This is a genomic window from Binatus sp. (SeqCode) (assembly GCF_050013435.1).
Taxonomy (GTDB): Bacteria; Desulfobacterota; Binatia; order Binatales; family Binataceae; genus Binatus.
Genome location: NZ_JBEKFG010000075.1, coordinates 1 through 16,851, shown reverse-complemented (window position 1 = coordinate 16,851; position 16,851 = coordinate 1). Strand labels below are relative to the sequence as shown.

Sequence of the window (16,851 nt, the reverse complement as noted above, 5' to 3'; positions counted from 1 at the left end):
GCTGGCGCGGCCGCCGGTTTGCGAAAGCGCGACGGTGCGTCGTCGGCGAACGTCTCGTCGGGATGCAACTTGCGGGCGCGCGCGAGCAGCACGCCTTCGGTCTCTACGTTGGCCGGGTCGGGGATACAGCAATCGACGGGACATACCGCCGCGCACGCTTCATGGTCGAAAAAGCCGACGCATTCGGTGCACTTCGACGGCACGATGTAATAGATGTCTTGTGCGATCGCGGGACTGGTTGCGCCGTTGAGTTCCCACGGCGCTCCGCCCGCGTAAATCGCCGTGTTAGGACATTCCGGCTCGCACGCTCCGCAATTGATGCATTCGTTGGTGATCGTCGTTGCCATCTGGTAACCGAATCTCAGTTAAATGATGCTTCTTGGGAAATCCTGACCAGGAAAGCCCGCAACAGCATAGGCTTGCCGAAGCTGACCATAACTGCTGAAAGTTTTGTCTGTCAATCACGCGTAATTCAAACCATCTTATCGCGTAGCGCGCGGGATGTTCCGAAAAGAACCGGAGGCGGACTCTATCGCCTTGCGTTCGCAAACGTGTTTTGCAACTATTACCGGGATTACTCGTCCAGCCCTGGCTATTGAATATGTACTAACTAGTGTACGGGGACTGGCTTTTGACCTGAACCACTGGAGGAAAGCTCGGATGAAAAAGACAATTGCAAGCGTGCTCGGCGTCGTGGCCGTGACAGCCTTCATGACCGCGTGCGGTCCTGACATGAAGGTGATCAACAACGCCAGCGAACGTGCTGAAGCGGATGCCACCAAGGCGGAAGCGTCGGCGAACGCGGCGGAAGCTTCGGCCAATCAGGCTGCGACTGCTGCTGCGCAGGCAGACACTGCGGCCAGCGGCGCAGAGGATGCGGTCCGTCGTGCTAACGACGCGGTGTCGCGCCTCGAAGCGGCGTTCTCGACCTCGGTTACGAAGTAATCGATCGGATCTGCCTGCAGAACTAGCCATGTGAAGCGGTGGCGGAGGGAGCAACCTCCCTCCGCCACCGCTTAGTCTTGTCCGCGCGCCCATCGTCCGCAAACGCGCTCGCGCGCGAGATCCTTCGCTGCGCTCAGGATGACACAAAAAAAGTTCTAACCGGGACGAAGTCCCGCATCTTTGTCTTAACATTGAGTGCAGGTGTCACCCCTGCCCGTGGCGAGACGGCAGCGCAGTATTAAGCCGTTGGCAGGGGCCGCGCGAGACAACGGAGCGCGGCCTTAACCTTGGGTGCAGGGCTCAGCCCTGCGGGGCGGTTACTCGTCCGACGAGTCTTTATTGTTGGGATTCACGGCGTGCCTGAGCGCCTTGCGAACCCGCTCGCGCAGCGTGTCGTCGCGCTCGATCCGGTCCTCGAGCTGCCTGAACTGCGCAACCGTGAGACCTTGCTTCGAAGCGGCCTGCTCGACCGTCAGGTTGTGGTCCTTCTGCATCGCCTCGTAAACGCTGATGTACTTGTCGACCTGGCTGGTCGGAACGTCCTTTTCCTCGTCGTCGGTCTCGTCCTGGGCCACTGGGGCCTGGGGCTGCGCTGCGAGCTGAAAGGCTTGCGGTTGAAGTTGGGATTTAATCTGGCGAGCGGTGTCGGGTGACGCGACCGGCGCGGGCCACGCGAGCGAAGCCGGCATCATCCCGATTGCTCCACAGATTATCGCTATCACCGCGATCGCTGCGATCGCCGCGCCCGCGCGCTTGCCCGGGTAGGGCCCGTTGATTTGTTGCACTTCGAATAGCCTCCGCCAGAAATCCAGCCAACCTGCCGTGATCATCCTTGCACGCCGGGCGAACTTCATAAAGATACTCAGGTTGACGGCAGTCCCCTTGCATTGCCTGACGCGATGCTTAAATTCGAAACGGCCCAGCGGCCGCCGGCGTGGCGGTGTGCCGGGCTGAATCCATGGCGAGATAGCAAGACGGAGATATACCTACATGCCAGCCAAAACGGTTGAGCTGCACGAGAGAGCGCGGGTCGGAATTGTCAAGGGCGCGACCCTGGTGATGGAAGCCGCGCGCGTAACGCTTGGCCCCAAGGGCCGCAACGTGATGATCCAGCGGAGCTTCGGCTCGCCGACTATAACCAAGGACGGCGTGACCGTGGTCAAGGAAATCGAACTCGAGAACCGCTTCGAGAACATGGGCGCGAAGCTGATTCGCGAGGTCGCGCAGAAGACCTCCGACGTCGCCGGCGACGGCACCACGACCGCAACGGTGCTGGCGGGAGCGATCGTGCGCGAGGGGATCAAGCTGCTGGCGGCGGGATTCCCGGCGATGGAACTGCGGCGCGGAATCGACGCCGCGGTGGTCAAGGCGGTCGCAACTATCAAGGAGATGTCGCGGCCGGTGAAGGAGCGCGAGCGCCTCGAGCAGGTTGCGACGATATCGGCCAACGGCGACAAGTCGATTGGTAAAATTGTTGCCGACGCGATGGACAAGGTCGGCAAGGAAGGCGTGATCACCGTCGAAGAGGCGCGCGGCCTGGATACGGTGCTCGATCTGGTCGAAGGGATGCGCTTCGATCGCGGCTACCTGTCGCCGTACTTCGTCACCAACGCCGACAAGTTGACGGTTGAACTCGACGAGCCGCTGATTCTGTTCCACGAAAAGAAACTTTCGAACCTGCGCGAAATACTGCCGCTGCTCGAGAGCGTGGTGCAGACCGGACGCCAACTCCTGATAATCGCCGAAGACGTTGACAGCGAGGCGCTGGCCGCGCTGGTCGTCAACAAACTGCGCGGAACGATCAAGGTCGCGGCCGTGAAGGCGCCGGGCTTCGGCGATCGACGCAAGGAAATGCTGCAGGACATGGCGATTCTGACCGGCGGCACTCTGATCGCCGAGGAACTCGGCGCCAAGATCGAGAACGTCGAGATCGCCGCGCTCGGCAAGTGCAAGAAAGTTCTGATCGACAAGGACAATACGACAATAATTGGCGGCGCCGGCAAGAAATCCGAAATCCAGGGACGAATCGAACTGATCCGCCGCCAGATCGAAGAGACCACCTCCGACTACGACCGCGAGAAACTGCAGGAGCGGCTGGCCAAGCTCACCGGCGGCGTCGCCGTGATCAAGGTTGGCGCGGCGACCGAAGTCGAGCTGAAGGAAAAAAAGGCGCGCGTCGACGATGCCGTCCATGCGCTCCGCGCCGCGGTCGAGGAGGGAATCGTGTCCGGCGGTGGCGTCGCGCTGGTGCGCGCAATCGCGGCGGTGAAGTCGCTCAGACTCGATGACGACAAAAAGGCCGGCGCGGGAATCGTCGCGGCTGCGATGGCGGAACCGCTCAAGCAGATCGCGCGTAACGCCGGTCACGAACCGGAAATCGTTCTCAACGCGGTGCTCGAAGGCAAAGGTGATTTTGGTTTCAATGCCGCCACCGAAGTTTACGAAGATCTCGTCAAAGCGGGCGTGATCGATCCAGCCAAGGTGGTCCGCACCGCGCTGGAAAACGCGGCCAGCGCCGCATCGATGATGCTGACGACCGAGGCCGCCGTGGCTGAAGCGCCGAAGAAGCCGGCGCCGATGGCGGGGATGCCTGGCGGCGGGATGGGTGGTGGCATGGGTGGCATGGGCGGAATGGGTGGAATGGGTGGAATGGGTGGAGGCGGCATGGACGACTACGGCGACGACTTCTAGTCGCGCGGCGGGAGATTGGTGATTATCGAGCAGCAGTGCAACGGTGCCGGTGGGAACCAAGAAAGCGCTTTATCGGGAACCGGATGTCGAGTGAATCAAATAGTCGTTTTTGTGCTCTCATTATAGTTACATTGTAAACTGTCGAGAGTAGCTACAGACAACTCTGCCGAGCGCGAGAAAACTAGCAATGAAGCGGAATATCCCACTGCGAGTGCACGTAAATGGAATCGGCATCACTGGCTCGGCTGTGACTTTCTATCGCATCTTCATAAGGCGCCGCCGCGACGCACAAAATATATATAGTCAGTCCAACAATGGTATTTTTCCCCGGCGTTTTGCACTATGAAGGCTTGCAAGGGACCGGGAGTTTGTGAGAGAAAGATGAGTGTCTTAAATGCAGGGGCCGCGACTTACTTAGCAATGCTTCTGCGAATTCCTTAGGAGGAAGAAATGGAAGGGTTAATGAGAAAATCTTCAAAACTGGTTGGTCTTGCCGGGGCTGTGTTGGCCCTTTCGTTGCTCGGAGGATGTTCGTCGAACGAGCCGGATCCGGCACAGCGCGCCGTCAACGCGGCGAACCGCGCTGATCAGGCTGCGGCCCGCGCGGACTCGGCGGCCCAGAAATCTGCGGCGGCTGCGGCGCAGGCTCAGGCGGCTGCGAGCCGCGTAGAGCAGGCGGCCAGCGATGCGAAAGCGGCTGCGGACCGTGCAGAGGCGATCGCGTCGAAGACGATTTCGGAGCACCATGAGCATCGCGCGGCCCGTCGTCGCCACCGGAAGGCGGCTGAAGCAGGCGCAGCGGCTGGTGCTGAGGCAGGTGCAGCGGCAGGCGGTGCGGCAGGTGCAGCGGCTGGTGGCGCGACGGCTCCAGAGCCCGCTCCGGCTCCGGCTCCCGCTACTCCGTAATTTCGCTCAGGCTTGATAATCACGAGGGCGGTTGCTGATGCAACCGCCCTCGTTCCACATTGGCTCTTCCCTCGCCGGACTGATTACTCAGTTGCGGCTTCAGCTTTGCTGATTAGCAGCGCCATGCGCGCGGCTCGGCCGCGAGCTGCCTCAACTCGCGAATGTGACTATTACTTTGAGCGATTCGGGCCTTTGCGCGGTCGCAAACGCCTCGGTGATCTGCGCCAGCGGAAAGCGATGCGTCACCAGTTCGGCGGCGTTTATCACGCCGCGCTCGACCAGCGACAATGCCTGGCGCGTTTCGTCGGGTCCGCATGAATAGCTCGGAACGAGCCGGGTCTCGTTGAAGTAGAGATCGTGCGGTTTGACGAGCAGTTCGTCGCCGGGCGGCGTCGCCGTGAATTGAACGACGGTCGCGCCCCTTCCGGCGGCGGCGATGCCCGCGCCGATTGCTTTCGAAGTGCCGGGTCCGACGATCACGACGTCGGCCATCGCGCCGTTGGTGATTTCGCGCACCTGCTCGAGCATGTTGTCGCCCTCGACGACGATTCCACAATCCGCTCCGAGTTCGACCGCGCGGTTGGCGCGCGAAGGGAACAGGTCCGCGCCGATGACCATCCCGGCGCCGAGATGCCGCGCCAACTTCACGTGCATCATGCCCATGATGCCGAGGCCGATGATCAGAATTGTCTCGCCGGGCTTGAGAGCCGAGCGCTTCAGTGACTTGACGACACAGGCGGCGGGCTCGATGAGCACGCCGTCGGCATCGGCCATCGAGTCGGGGAGCGCCAACGTGTCGCGCTGATTGGCCGCGCTCACCAGAAAAAACTCCGCCATACCGCCCGGAACGATGTTGGTCGCGCGCCAGGTCGCGCATTGTACGTATTCGCCGCGCCTGCACGCCGCACATTGAAAGCAGGGCGCATGATGGTGCACGAAAACGCGGTCGCCGATCTTGAAGCCGCGCACCGCCGCGCCGGTCTGCTCGACGACGCCGACCGGTTCGTGGCCGAGCACGAGCGGCGCCTTGCGCTTGAGGTACCAGGGCATGATGTCGCCCGAGCAGATGCCGCACGCGCTCGCGCGGATCAGAATGTCGCCGTCGCCGACCACGGGCCGGGGGCTTTCCTCGACGCGGATGTCGTCGAAATCGTAGAGCCGTGCTACCTGCATAAAGTTACCGCCATGTTAGAATCGCATCATGCCACGGCCGAAATGCCCGCCGATAGCCGCCGACATAATCACGGAGATCGGCGACAAAGTCGTTTTGATCGAGCGCAGGAATATTCCACTGGGGTGGGCAATTCCCGGCGGGTTCGTCGATTTTGGCGAGACCGTCGAGGATGCGGCGATTCGCGAGGCACGCGAAGAGATCTCGCTCGAAGTCGCGATTCGCGCGCTGCTGGGCGTGTATTCGCGGCCCGATCGGGATCCGCGCGGCCAGACGATCACGGTGGTGTATGTCGCGCGCGCATCGGGCACGCCGCGTGGCGCCGATGATGCCAAGAACGCCCGGCTCTGCGATCCGCGCAATCCGCCCGCTCCGCTCGCGTTCGATCACGCGGAGATTCTCGCCGACTACGTGCGCTGGCTCGAGACCGGTGAATTCCCCGCTCCGTGGCGCAGGCACCGCGGCTAGGACGCGAGCCGACTGGTTTCATCGCGCGGTGAATCCATTTTCATCCGCGACCGGAAGATCAGCGCGGCGCCGAGGTACGCAGCCAACAGCACCGGGAATCCCGGATGCGGCACCGCCTTGATCAGGGCGGTCGCGATGCACAGAGCGAGTGTCGCGCTGCCCGCGATCAACGGGATGTTCCGGGCTGCATCGCGCCGCTGGAAACCATCCCAGGCGGCGAGCGTCCCGAACAGGTACGCGGGCAGCAGCAGCAGGGTTTCGGGGATCCACGCAAGCGGCGACATCAGAAGCGCAAGCGCGACCCACATCCCGAACAGGAGACCGTCGAGGCCGGCGCGTTCGCGGCGGGTTATCGTAGCCGCCGCGGCGATTGCGAGCAGGGCGAGGTCGATGAGCGCGGTAATTGCCAGGACTGGGAACAGGGGCGCCGCGAGGGTCGTCGTGCCGGCGAAGTGCGCGACGCATTTTCGGATGAAAGGGAGCATGGTGAGTTCGGCGCGCGCCAGGTTGCCATAGGTAACGGGCGTGTCCAGCGTCGCGAGCGCGATCCAGTGGGCGGGATTCGTCAGCAGCACGCCGGCGGTGAAGCAGCCGATCGCCCAGCCGAGCGCACGCCAACGGCGGGCGAACAAAAAATATCCGCCGGCCGTCACCGGATAAAGTTTCACCAACGCCGCCAGCGCCAGGCACAGTCCCGCGGCTGCCGGACGCTCTCGCCGCGCGCAGAACCATGACGCGGACAACAGCACCAGCAGCGTCGGCGTGACTTCGGCACCGACCAGGGTGCCCGCGAACGGGCGCGACAGCAGCAGCAGTGAAAGGATGATGACGGTCGGCGCGGCGCCGAAGGGCGGATCGTTCCCGCGTGCCAGCATCAGCACGGCGGCCACCAGGCACATCATCTGCGCTGCCTGCCAGATCCAGAATGCGGTTTTCTGGTCGAAGCGGGCCAGCGGAGAAAAAATCTCGACGAGGAACGGGGTGTTACTGCAATAGTGCGGACGGGTCAGACCGGGCCGCAGCTCGATCCCTTTTCTCGACACCATCCACGGGTCGCCGCCGCTCGAATAGTCGGTCCACCAGCCATAGTAGAAACTGAAATCGACGTCGTCGTAGCGGTGCGAGACCGCGCGGAGGCGTTGAGCGAGCGAGAGCGCCGCGACGATCGCGAGGACCGCCGCCACAGCCGTGGTAATCGGAAGCCGCCGCTGAGAGATGTGCGAACCTGCCGGCTCGGCCATCGCGGCTAGCGCTTGAGCTTCGCGACGGCGCCTTCGATACGATCGAATGCGCGGTTCAGATTCTCCGTCGAAGTGGCGTACGAAATCCTGACGTGATCCGGCGCGCCGAAGTCGTTGCCGCCGACCAGCGAAACGTGCGCCTGGTCGAGCAAAAACGCCGCGAGTCCGTCGCCGTCGGTGATTTCCTTGTCGCCAAAGCGGCTGCCGAGCAACTCCGATACGTTGGGGAAAACGTAAAATGCGCCCTGCGGGATATTGGGCAGCTTGAAGCCCGGGATGCGCCGCACGCGCTCGACCACCAGCGCGTTGCGTTTGCGGAAGGCCTCGAGCATCGGTTTGAGCTCGTCCTGCGGACCGGTCAGCGCCTCGATCGCGGCAGCTTGCGTGATGGAATTGGGATTGCCGCTGTTCTGGCTCTGCAAGCGTCCGGCAGCCGCGATCGCTTCCTTCGGGCCGGCCGCAAATCCGATTCGCCAGCCAGTCATCGCGTAGGTCTTCGACAGCGAATTGAATACGATGCCGTGGGACTTGAGCCGCGGCTCGAGATGGAACATGTGCGGCGCGAGCCCGTCGTACACGATGTGCTCGTAAACGTCGTCGGACATCACCCAGATGTCGGTGTCGACCAGCACCCTGGCGATGGCGGTGAGTTGCTCGGGTCCGTACACGGCGCCGGTTGGATTCGACGGCGAGTTGAGTATGATTCCGCGCGTGCGCGGCGTAATCGCGCGGCGCAAAGCCTCGGGCTCGAGCAGGAAGCCGGACCGTTCGGAGCACGGCACAAACTTGGACTCGGCGCCCGCCAGAGAGACCATCGCGGCGAAACTCACCCACGCCGGGGTCGGGATGATCACTTCATCGCCTTCGTCGAACAACGCGGCGATCACGTTGGCCTCGGCCTGCTTGCATCCGGCCGACGCGATTATTTCGCCCGGCTCGTAGTCGAGGTTATTGTCGCGCTTGAGCTTGAGCTTGATCGCGTTTTTGAGCGCCGCGGTTCCGCCCACCGGCGTGTACTTGGTTTGGCCCGCGGCGAGCGCCTTCCCGGCGGCCTGCTTGATGCGCTCGGGGGTGTCGAAGTCGGGCTCGCCGGCACCCAGCGAGATGACGTCGATTCCGGCGAGCTTCATTTCGGTGGCGCGGGCGTCAGCCGCCAATGTCGCGGACGGTTTGATAGCGGCAATTCTGCGATTGAGCTTCAGCATTGGTTAAATCCAGTTGTCGAATGTTTGGCGCGGGGCGCTCGTCAGGCGCCGATGCGCACAGATTGTATCTTTCCCGGCGGTTTGAAAGAACGCCTGGCGAAACGCGCCGCCACGCTTTTCAGATCGCACGGCTCAAGCGACTTTGAGCTTGGCGCGCAGCCGCTCGATCACGAGTTCGGGGACCAGCTCCGGCAAGCGCTTGCCATATCCTGCGACCTCCTTGATCAGGTGCGAGGAACTGAAGAACAGCCGCGGATTGGAGAACATGAAGACGGTCTCGACGCCCGGGCTCATCAGCTTGTTCATCTGCGCCATCTGCAGCTCGTAATCGAAATCCGTCACGGCGCGCAGTGAACGAATCAACACCTTGGCGCCGATTCGTTCCGCGTAATCGACCGACAGTCCGCTGAACTTGTCCACGCGGGCGCGTGGCTCGAGGTCGCGGATGACTTCGCGGATTATTTCGACGCGTTCGTCGGCGGAAAACAACGCCGCATCCTTGTGCGGATTGTAGGTGACCGCGACGATCACCTCGTCGAAGATCGCGACGCTGCGCCGGATGACGTCGACGTGTCCGTTGTGGATCGGGTCGAAGCTGCCGGGGTAAACCGCGATCAACGGGGAACGTTCTTTGCCTTTGTTGGTCATTTTTTTGAAGCCATCACTATGCACCGGGCGCCGGATTGAGTCGGCGGTAAAAGGCGATCCGGTGATCGCCGATGGTTGCAACAAATGCGCGCTCATGGGCTTTGGGAGCTGGAGGCGCAGCCGGCGCGCGCTTCGATTGTTCCACTACCACCCATCCGCCGGGCGCGACGAGTTGGAATTCACCAAGCAGCGCCAGGACCTCCGCGCTCATGTCGTCCTTGAACGGCGCGTCAACGAAGACCAGGTCGAAAGACTCGTGCGAGCGCTGGAGCTCGCCGAGTGCGCGACGCACGTCGGACACGATCATGCGGGCGTGATCGCCCAGTTCAAGCTGGGCAAGATTGGCGCGAATCGCGGCGGCGGCGTCGCGCGAGGAATCCACAAACGTCACGTGTGCCGCGCCGCGCGAAAGCGATTCGATTCCCAGCGAGCCGCTGCCGGCGAAGATGTCGAGCACGCGCACGCCGCCAAGATCCATCCGCACCGCCAGCCGCGAGAAAATCGACTCGCGCGCCCGCGCCGACGTGGGCCGGGTATGCAGTCCGCGCGGCGCCTTGAGCCGCCTGCCGTGAGCTTGTCCCGCAATAATTCGCATCGCATCAGTTTTCTTCGAGGCGTATTTCGATCGAATCGGCGAACGCGTTTCAAGTCGAACCGGCTAATCCGATTTAATCGAATCAGCTGACGGCTCTTGCCTCGAAGCCACGGACGATAGATAACCCGTTCTGCCGGGATCCCGCAAGTTCGCGGTCAGATTAAACCGCGCAAGCTCGCGCCTCTGGCGGATTGACGAAATATTCGCTACCAATCATTAGATTTCTGAACTCAAGAACCTCGATGCTGAAGGATCAATAATAGTCGCGCCATGCCCTCAAACCAGCAGCCCAAGTTTTCCGACGCCGCGCTTGCCGAGTACCGGCAACTGCTCGGCCGCTACCCGACGCGGCAGGCTGCGCTGCTGCCGACGCTGTGGATCGCGCAGCGCGAGTTCGGATGGCTCAGCGATGAGACGCAGGACTACGTCGCGCATCTGATGGAACTGCCGCCCGCGCATGTGCGCGCGGTGGTGTCCTTCTACACGATGTTCCATCGCAAGCCGGTCGGCCGCTACCTGCTCGACGTGTGCACGAATCTCTCGTGCCGGCTGCGCGGCGCCGACAAAATCGTGGGCTGCATCCGGCGCCGGCTGAAAATCGAGATTGGCGAGACGACGCCCGACGGCAAGTTCACGCTGGGCTCGGTCGAATGCATGGCATCATGCGGGTCCGCGCCGATGCTTCAGCTCAATCAGGACGCGTACGTCGAGAACCTCACCGAAGAAAGCATCCTCAAACTCATCGACGAGCTTGCGGCCCGTGACAATTGAGTTAATCGCCGGCGCGATCAAAGCGATCCTGATGATCCTGGCCGGATTGAGTCTGTCGCTGTTCCTGCTCTATTTCGAGCGCAAGGGCAGCGCGCTGATCCAGGACCGAATCGGATCGAATCGCGCCACGATAACCGGGCTCGGCAAGCGCATGGGGATGCCGAACCTCGGAATCATCAACACCAGCATCGCCGACCCGATCAAAATGTTCACCAAGGAAGACTTCATTCCGGCCGGCGCGGACAAATTCCTGCACACGTTGGCGCCGTTCCTGTCGCTGTTCCCGGTGATGATCACGTTCGTCGTGATCCCGTTTGGCGACACGATTTCGATTGCCGGGCATCGCATCGGTCTGGAGGCGGCCAACCTCAACGCCGGCGCGCTCTATCTGCTCGCGACGATCGGCCTTGGCGTGTATGGCGCCGCGCTCGCAGGATGGTCCTCGAACAATCGATGGGCGCTGCTCGGCGGGATTCGCGCGACGGCGCAGATGATCTCGTACGAGCTTGCGATGGGGCTCGCGATCGTGTCGGTGATCATGACCTTCGGCACCTTGAACTTGCAGGAAATTGTGCGCGGGCAGGGCGGTGTGTGGTTTGGATTTTTGCCGCGCTGGGCAATTTTCACGCAGCCGCTCGCCTTCCTTCTCCTGCTCGTGGCGGGCGCTGCGGAGTCCAAGCGCATTCCGTTCGACCTGCCGGAGAGCGAGTCGGAACTGATCCAGGGTTATTTCATCGAGTACTCCGGCGGCAAGCAGGCGGTCTTCATGCTGACCGACTTTGCCGAGCAGGCGCTCGTCGCGATGCTGCTGACCACGTTTTTCCTCGGCGGATGGCAGATTCCGTGGCTCATGCGCGACGGATTTCATATTCCGGGCGGCGCATTTCTTGCCCTTCCCGCACTGGCGATCTCACTGATGGGCGTAGTCGCATTCCTGGTCAAGGTCGTCTTGCTGTGCATGTTTCTCGGCATGGTGCGGTGGACTCTGCCGCGCTTCCGCTACGATCAGTTGATGCGTCTGGGATGGAAGGGACTGGTGCCGCTCGGACTGTTCAACGTGCTGGTGACCGCATTCGTCGTGGTGGCAACCGGGAGAGTCCAGTGATGCCGCCGTTTCTGTATATTTTTCTCGGTGCGTTGGCAGTCGTTTCGGCGCTCGGCGTCATCATCCAGCGCAATCCGATTCATTCGCTGCTCGCCTTGATCGCAACGCTGATGACCGTCGCCATTCTGTTCATTGGCGAAGACGCCGTCGTCGTCGGCTTCCTGCAAATCATCGTCTATGCTGGCGCGATCATGGTTCTATTCCTGTTCGTGATTTGGCTGTTGAATCTTCAAGTCGAGACCGGTCCGACGGGCCATCTCGCGCTTAAGTTTTTCGGCTCACTCGCCGCGGCTCTGCTGGCGACTGAGCTGTTTTTTATCCTCGCTCCCCCTCATATGCAGGTGAAGTTCACTCACGAGCCTGCGGGCTATGGTTCGCTCGCAAGCCTCGCCGGCAAGCTGTTCACCGATTATCTGGTCGCTTTCGAGGTGACCTCGGTGCTGCTGCTGGCAGCTGTGGTCGGGTCGGTTGCGCTGGCGCGGCGGCTGCCGGGCACGGATGACCCGCGCGCTGCGAGGAAGGCCGCATCATGATTCCGCTGACCTACATGATGTCGCTCAGCGCGATCATCTTCGCGATCGGCGTGGCCGGGGTGATCATCCGCCGCAACATTCTCGTGATGTTCATGTCGATCGAGTTGATGCTCAATGCCGTAAATCTCGCCTTCATCGCGATCGGCAGCCGGCTCGGCTCGATGGACGGCCAGGTGATCGTTTTCTTCGTAATGACTGTCGCGGCGGCCGAAGCGGCGGTTGGCCTGGGCATCATCATCTCGATTTTCCGCAATCGTGAAACCGTCCACGCCGACGACCTGACTCTGATGAGATGGTGACCAATACCAATGGCGGTTGAGTTTCCAGCACTCGCGCTTATCCTGCTGTTCCCGGCGTTCGGCGTCGTATTCAACCTGTTCCTCGGGCCAAGGTATGGACGCGGCGCGGTCAACGTCGTCGGGCCGGGTGTCATGTTCGCCGCGTTCGGCGTTGCGACGTGGGCATTTTTGACGCTGCTCAGGATGCCCCTGGGTAGCGCGCTTTCTGTGCATCTTTGGGGATGGATCGAGGCAGGGAGATTTCACAGCGAGCTCGGCCTGCGTCTCGACGCGTTGTCGGGCGTGATGGTGATGATAGTCACCGGAGTCGGCGCACTAATTCATCTTTACTCAGTCGGATACATGGCGCACGACGAGGACTTTGCGCGCTTCTTTACCTACATGAACTTGTTCGCATTCTCGATGCTCATACTAATTCTTGCGAACAACTTGCTAATGATGTTCGTGGGTTGGGAAGGTGTCGGACTATGTTCCTACTTGCTAATCGCATTTTGGTACACGAATCCCCAGTACGCCTACAACGGCCGCAAGGCATTTGTCGTCAACCGAATTGGTGACGCCGGCTTTCTGCTCGGGATGTTCACCATCGTCGCCACGCTCGGTGCGCACGGCGTATGGACGCTGGACTTTGTCGAGCTTCGCAATAACGCTGCTCTGCTTGGCGGCGCCGCCGCGACCGCGGCCGGCGTCCTGCTCTTCATCGGCGCGACCGGCAAGTCAGCGCAGATTCCGCTCTACGTATGGCTGCCCGACGCGATGGTCGGCCCGACTCCTGTCAGCGCGCTGATCCACGCGGCGACGATGGTCACCGCGGGCGTGTACATGATCGCGCGGCTTGGTTTCATCTACACGATGGCGCCCAGCGCGCTCGATCTGGTTGCGACGATTGGCGCGGTTACCGCGGTGTTTGCCGCGACCATCGCGATCGTTCAGCCCGACATCAAGAAGGTGCTCGCTTACTCGACCATCAGTCAGCTCGGTTACATGTTTCTCGGCGTGGGCTCCGGCGCGTATGCGTCGGGTATCTTCCACGTCATGACCCACGCGTTCTTCAAGGGCTTGCTGTTCTTGTGCGCCGGTTCGGTGATTCACGCGCTCGGCGGCGAGCAGGACATGAACAAGATGGGCGGATTGCGGCGCAAGCTGCCGATCACGTTCTGGACGATGTTCATCGCGACGCTAGCGATCGCCGCCGTGCCGCCGTTCTCCGGTTACTTCTCCAAGGACCTGATCCTCGAAGCCGCTTACGATTCGGGACATTCGTGGCTTTGGTTCCTCGGCGTGATCACCGCGGGGCTGACGTCGTTCTACATGTTCCGGCTGATCTTCATGACGTTCTTTGGCGAGTCCCGCGTCGATTCTGAAAAACAGCATCACCTGCACGAATCGCCGGCGGTAATGACTATTCCGTTGATCGTACTGGCTATTCTGGCGACGGTTGGCGGATGGGTAAATCTTCCCGACGGACTGCTGTGGGGGAATGCGTTCGTGCGATTCCTCGCGCCGGCCGTTGGCGCCTTCAGACCGATCGTTGAGGCGAGCCCGACTTCCCTGTCTCTCGTCGCGAGTATCGCCTCGGCGCTCGGAATAGCGCTCGCATACCTGTTCTATCTGCGCTTGCCGGGAATCCCGATGCTTCTCGCGTGGCGGCTGCAGGATCTCTACAACTTGCTACTCAACAAGTACTACATCGACCAGCTGTATAATTTAATCGTCACGCGTCCGCTGTTCTGGGTCTCGAACAATGTGCTCAACCGCGCGATCGACAGCTTTGCGATCGATGGCGCCGCCGATGGCGCCGGCCTTGCCGTCCAGACTTCAGGCCAGATAGCGCGCCGCGCTGAAACCGGCAACGTCCAGAACTATGCATTTGTCTATCTCCTTGGCGCGCTGGGCATTGTGGCTTACTACCTGTACCTGGTGACGCACTGATGAACGGCGGCTTGCTTACAGCGTTGATTTTCCTGCCGCTGATCGGCGCGCTGTTCATTTTGATGCAGAGCGAAGAGCGTGCGATTTGGAACTCGGCGTTCATTTTTTCGCTGCTTCCGCTGGCGCTGAGTTTCTATGTCCTGGCGCAGTTCAATCCGCACGTCGCCGAGTACCAGCTCGCCGAACAATATGACTGGATTCCCGCGTTCGGCATTACATACCATATCGGTATCGACGGCATTAGCCTGTTTCTGGTTCTTCTGACTACTATTTTGATTACTCTGTCGCTCCTTTACTCCGGCGGCGGCGATATCGAGGAGCGCCCCCGCGAATTCTGCTTCTTTATACTCGTGCTGGAAACCGGTCTACTCGGCGCGCTGCTCTCGGTCGATCTGTTCCTGTTTTATATATTTTGGGAAGTGATGCTGATTCCGATGTACTTCCTGATAGGCATTTGGGGACACGGCCGCAAGATTTACGCCGCCGTCAAGTTCGTTTTGTTCACGATGGTCGGCTCGCTGCTGATGCTGGTCGCGATCCTGTACCTCGTGCACCAGGCGCACGTGCATTTCAACCGGACCAGCTTCGATTTGCCGCTGCTTTACCAGGTGCCGCTCACTGTTACCGAGAGCCGGTGGCTGTTCGCGGCGTTCGCGCTGGCATTCGCGATTAAGGTGCCGATGTGGCCGGTGCATACCTGGCTGCCCGATGCTCACACCAACGCGCCGACTGCCGGCTCGGTTATTCTGGCCGGCGTGATGCTCAAGATGGGCACCTACGGCTTCCTGCGCTTCGCCATTCCGCTGTTTCCTACCGTCGCGGTCGAGGCGATTCCGCTGTTCATGGCGCTCGCCATAATCGGGATCATTTACGGAGCGTTGGTCGCGATGATGCAGCCCGACCTGAAGCGGTTGATTGCATACTCGTCGGTTAGTCACTTGGGGTTTGTGATGCTCGGAATTTTCGCGCTCAACCCCGAGGGTATCGATGGCGCAATTTACCAGATGCTCAATCACGGCGTTTCCACCGGCGGATTATTTTTGCTCGTTGGAATGCTCTACATGAGGCGCCATACGCGCGAGATTTCCGAGTTCGGCGGCCTGTGGAAGCGCGTGCCCGTTTACGCCGCAATCTTCATGGTCGTGATGCTCTCGTCGATCGGCCTGCCGGGGCTCAACGGCTTTGTCGGCGAGTTCCTGATCATGCTCGGGGCGTTCCTGCGAATCAGGCTGGCTGCTGTTTTCGCAGTTCTGGGCGTTATCCTGGGTGCGCTCTACATGCTCTGGACCTACGAACGCGTGATGTTTGGACCGATCACCAGGGCGGTAAACGAAACGATCCGGGATCTGACCGGTCGCGAGATTGCCGTGATGGTGCCGGTGATCGCGTTGATGCTGTTGATGGGAATTTTTCCGCGTCCGCTGATCAGCAGGATCGAACCGTCGGTGACTGCAATGCTCGCGAGGGTAAATGTCGCGCAGGCTCGGCTCGAGCTTGAACGGCAGCCGAATCGTCTGGCTGCTCTTTTACCGGCTCGGCACACACCAAACCGCGAACCCGAGATGGCGGCGGCCGCACGATGAGTCCTTTTAACCTGGCCGCAATCAACTTCGTCTGGCTGCCAATCCTGCCGCTGGTTGTGATCACCGTGGCCGCAATGGTGGTGCTGCTGGCTGGAGTGCGCGTTGACGACGGCGAAAGCGAAGGGCTGGGGCTGCTGACGCTGGCGTCGCTGGCGGTTGCGTTCGTATTCACGCTTGGAATCCTGGGACAGTACGGTGTCGCTTTTGCGGGCGCGATCTCGATCGACAGTTTTTCGGCATTTTTCGACCTGGTGATTTTGATCGGCGCGATGGTCACCGTGATGATGTCGCTCGATTACGCCGCCGAGAACCGTATTCCCGGCGCCGAATACTATTCGTTGCTGCTGTTTTCCGTGCTGGGCATGATGCTGATGGCGGCGGCTGGCGACCTGATAGTCATCTTCCTCGGTCTTGAGACGATGTCGATCACGGTTTACGTACTGGCTGGAATCATGCGCCGCAACCCCAAATCGAATGAAGCGGCAATAAAATATTTTTTGCTGGGCGCGTTCTCGACAGGGTTCCTGCTCTATGGAATCGCGCTGGTCTACGGCGCCACCGGCACCATCAAGCTTGGCCCGATTCATGACGCACTTGCCTCGGGCGCGATGGGTTCGAATCCGCTGTTGCTGCTCGGGATCGGCATGATGCTGATCGGTTTTGGCTTCAAGGTCGCCGCAGTGCCATTTCATATGTGGGCGCCGGACGTTTATGAGGGCGCGCCGACTCCGGTGACCGCCTTCATGGCGGTGGGCGTG

Annotated in this window: 19 protein-coding genes; 11 read left to right on the top strand and 8 right to left on the bottom strand. The window is 61.2% G+C overall.

Annotation, left to right across the window (positions count from 1 at the left end):
* Positions 1 to 347: YfhL family 4Fe-4S dicluster ferredoxin (locus ABSB13_RS13940; RefSeq protein WP_428109554.1), on the bottom strand; the 347-nt coding region annotated here is incomplete at its 3' end.
* Between the two features lie 313 nt (positions 348 to 660).
* Here ABSB13_RS13940 and ABSB13_RS13935 point away from each other — a divergent pair.
* Positions 661 to 945, top strand: a complete 285-nt coding sequence (locus ABSB13_RS13935; RefSeq protein WP_428109552.1) for a hypothetical protein — start codon at positions 661 to 663, stop codon at positions 943 to 945.
* A 317-nt stretch (positions 946 to 1,262) separates the two neighbouring features.
* Here the strand turns inward: ABSB13_RS13935 and ABSB13_RS13930 are convergent, their stop codons facing one another.
* A complete protein-coding gene (locus ABSB13_RS13930; RefSeq protein WP_428109549.1) occupies positions 1,263 to 1,730 on the bottom strand; it encodes a hypothetical protein in 468 nt (155 codons plus the stop codon).
* Between the two features lie 205 nt (positions 1,731 to 1,935).
* Between ABSB13_RS13930 and groL the strand changes: the two genes are divergently transcribed.
* On the top strand, positions 1,936 to 3,636 hold the full coding sequence (groL, locus tag ABSB13_RS13925; RefSeq protein WP_428109547.1) for a chaperonin GroEL: 1,701 nt from the start codon (positions 1,936 to 1,938) through the stop codon (positions 3,634 to 3,636).
* 474 nt (positions 3,637 to 4,110) lie between these two features.
* On the opposite strand, the gene ABSB13_RS13920 is transcribed toward groL, so the two are convergent.
* Positions 4,111 to 4,389: a hypothetical protein gene (locus ABSB13_RS13920; RefSeq protein WP_428109544.1), complete on the bottom strand. Its 279-nt coding sequence runs from the start codon at positions 4,387 to 4,389 to the stop codon at positions 4,111 to 4,113.
* Between ABSB13_RS13920 and ABSB13_RS13915 the strand changes: the two genes are divergently transcribed.
* Positions 4,382 to 4,558, top strand: a complete 177-nt coding sequence (locus ABSB13_RS13915; protein ID WP_428109541.1) for a hypothetical protein — start codon at positions 4,382 to 4,384, stop codon at positions 4,556 to 4,558. The two genes, ABSB13_RS13920 and ABSB13_RS13915, sit on opposite strands and share 8 nt — an antisense overlap.
* 134 nt (positions 4,559 to 4,692) lie before the next feature.
* Here ABSB13_RS13915 and ABSB13_RS13910 read toward each other — a convergent pair whose 3' ends face one another.
* On the bottom strand, positions 4,693 to 5,715 hold the full coding sequence (locus ABSB13_RS13910; RefSeq protein ID WP_428109539.1) for an alcohol dehydrogenase catalytic domain-containing protein: 1,023 nt from the start codon (positions 5,713 to 5,715) through the stop codon (positions 4,693 to 4,695).
* 28 nt (positions 5,716 to 5,743) lie between these two features.
* On the opposite strand from ABSB13_RS13910, the gene ABSB13_RS13905 reads away from it, so the two are divergent.
* Positions 5,744 to 6,181, top strand: coding sequence for an NUDIX domain-containing protein (locus ABSB13_RS13905; protein ID WP_428109536.1), 438 nt, complete (start codon positions 5,744 to 5,746; stop codon positions 6,179 to 6,181).
* Here the strand turns inward: ABSB13_RS13905 and ABSB13_RS13900 are convergent.
* The 4 genes from ABSB13_RS13900 to rsmD form a co-directional block, all read right to left on the bottom strand.
* On the bottom strand, positions 6,178 to 7,422 hold the full coding sequence (locus ABSB13_RS13900; protein ID WP_428109534.1) for a glycosyltransferase family 87 protein: 1,245 nt from the start codon (positions 7,420 to 7,422) through the stop codon (positions 6,178 to 6,180). The genes ABSB13_RS13905 and ABSB13_RS13900 overlap by 4 nt on opposite strands.
* 5 nt (positions 7,423 to 7,427) lie before the next feature.
* Entirely contained in the window at positions 7,428 to 8,627 is a 1,200-nt protein-coding gene (locus ABSB13_RS13895) for a pyridoxal phosphate-dependent aminotransferase (protein ID WP_428109531.1), read from the bottom strand.
* A 132-nt stretch (positions 8,628 to 8,759) separates the two neighbouring features.
* A complete protein-coding gene (coaD, locus tag ABSB13_RS13890) occupies positions 8,760 to 9,275 on the bottom strand; it encodes a pantetheine-phosphate adenylyltransferase (protein WP_428109529.1) in 516 nt (171 codons plus the stop codon).
* Between the two features lie 16 nt (positions 9,276 to 9,291).
* Positions 9,292 to 9,906: a 16S rRNA (guanine(966)-N(2))-methyltransferase RsmD gene (gene rsmD, locus ABSB13_RS13885; protein WP_428109557.1), complete on the bottom strand. Its 615-nt coding sequence runs from the start codon at positions 9,904 to 9,906 to the stop codon at positions 9,292 to 9,294.
* A 234-nt stretch (positions 9,907 to 10,140) separates the two neighbouring features.
* Here rsmD and ABSB13_RS13880 point away from each other — a divergent pair, with 234 nt between their 5' ends.
* From ABSB13_RS13880 to ABSB13_RS13850, 7 genes are all read left to right on the top strand, one after another.
* Entirely contained in the window at positions 10,141 to 10,641 is a 501-nt protein-coding gene (locus tag ABSB13_RS13880; protein WP_428109526.1) for an NADH-quinone oxidoreductase subunit NuoE family protein, read from the top strand.
* Entirely contained in the window at positions 10,631 to 11,746 is a 1,116-nt protein-coding gene (locus tag ABSB13_RS13875; protein WP_428109524.1) for a complex I subunit 1/NuoH family protein, read from the top strand. The genes ABSB13_RS13880 and ABSB13_RS13875 overlap by 11 nt, the downstream gene beginning before the upstream one ends.
* Entirely contained in the window at positions 11,746 to 12,279 is a 534-nt protein-coding gene (locus ABSB13_RS13870) for an NADH-quinone oxidoreductase subunit J family protein (protein WP_428109521.1), read from the top strand. Before ABSB13_RS13875 ends, ABSB13_RS13870 begins: the two co-directional genes overlap by 1 nt.
* Entirely contained in the window at positions 12,276 to 12,578 is a 303-nt protein-coding gene (nuoK, locus tag ABSB13_RS13865; RefSeq protein ID WP_333648409.1) for an NADH-quinone oxidoreductase subunit NuoK, read from the top strand. Before ABSB13_RS13870 ends, nuoK begins: the two co-directional genes overlap by 4 nt.
* A 9-nt stretch (positions 12,579 to 12,587) precedes the next feature.
* The gene (nuoL, locus tag ABSB13_RS13860; protein WP_428109517.1) at positions 12,588 to 14,510 is read left to right on the top strand and encodes an NADH-quinone oxidoreductase subunit L; all 1,923 of its coding nucleotides are present in this window, start codon (positions 12,588 to 12,590) and stop codon (positions 14,508 to 14,510) included.
* Positions 14,510 to 16,093: an NADH-quinone oxidoreductase subunit M gene (locus tag ABSB13_RS13855; protein ID WP_428109514.1), complete on the top strand. Its 1,584-nt coding sequence runs from the start codon at positions 14,510 to 14,512 to the stop codon at positions 16,091 to 16,093. The genes nuoL and ABSB13_RS13855 overlap by 1 nt, the downstream gene beginning before the upstream one ends.
* A partial coding sequence (locus ABSB13_RS13850) for an NADH-quinone oxidoreductase subunit N (protein WP_428109512.1) occupies positions 16,090 to 16,851 on the top strand: 762 nt, incomplete at its 3' end. The genes ABSB13_RS13855 and ABSB13_RS13850, both read left to right, overlap by 4 nt.

Bases quoted from the DNA above. Each gene is read 5' to 3' on its own strand.
- nuoL (WP_428109517.1), top strand. From the start codon at position 12,588: ATGGCGGTTGAGTTTCCAGCACTCGCGCTTATCCTGCTGTTCCCGGCG.
- ABSB13_RS13920 (WP_428109544.1), bottom strand. From the start codon at position 4,389: ATGCTCATGGTGCTCCGAAATCGTCTTCGACGCGATCGCCTCTGCACG.
- ABSB13_RS13880 (WP_428109526.1), top strand. From the start codon at position 10,141: ATGCCCTCAAACCAGCAGCCCAAGTTTTCCGACGCCGCGCTTGCCGAG.
- ABSB13_RS13855 (WP_428109514.1), top strand. From the start codon at position 14,510: ATGAACGGCGGCTTGCTTACAGCGTTGATTTTCCTGCCGCTGATCGGC.
- ABSB13_RS13895 (WP_428109531.1), bottom strand. From the start codon at position 8,627: ATGCTGAAGCTCAATCGCAGAATTGCCGCTATCAAACCGTCCGCGACA.
- ABSB13_RS13910 (WP_428109539.1), bottom strand. From the start codon at position 5,715: ATGCAGGTAGCACGGCTCTACGATTTCGACGACATCCGCGTCGAGGAA.
- ABSB13_RS13905 (WP_428109536.1), top strand. From the start codon at position 5,744: ATGCCACGGCCGAAATGCCCGCCGATAGCCGCCGACATAATCACGGAG.
- ABSB13_RS13915 (WP_428109541.1), top strand. From the start codon at position 4,382: ATGAGCATCGCGCGGCCCGTCGTCGCCACCGGAAGGCGGCTGAAGCAG.
- groL (WP_428109547.1), top strand. From the start codon at position 1,936: ATGCCAGCCAAAACGGTTGAGCTGCACGAGAGAGCGCGGGTCGGAATT.
- nuoK (WP_333648409.1), top strand. From the start codon at position 12,276: ATGATTCCGCTGACCTACATGATGTCGCTCAGCGCGATCATCTTCGCG.
- ABSB13_RS13935 (WP_428109552.1), top strand. From the start codon at position 661: ATGAAAAAGACAATTGCAAGCGTGCTCGGCGTCGTGGCCGTGACAGCC.
- ABSB13_RS13900 (WP_428109534.1), bottom strand. From the start codon at position 7,422: ATGGCCGAGCCGGCAGGTTCGCACATCTCTCAGCGGCGGCTTCCGATT.
- coaD (WP_428109529.1), bottom strand. From the start codon at position 9,275: ATGACCAACAAAGGCAAAGAACGTTCCCCGTTGATCGCGGTTTACCCC.
- ABSB13_RS13870 (WP_428109521.1), top strand. From the start codon at position 11,746: ATGCCGCCGTTTCTGTATATTTTTCTCGGTGCGTTGGCAGTCGTTTCG.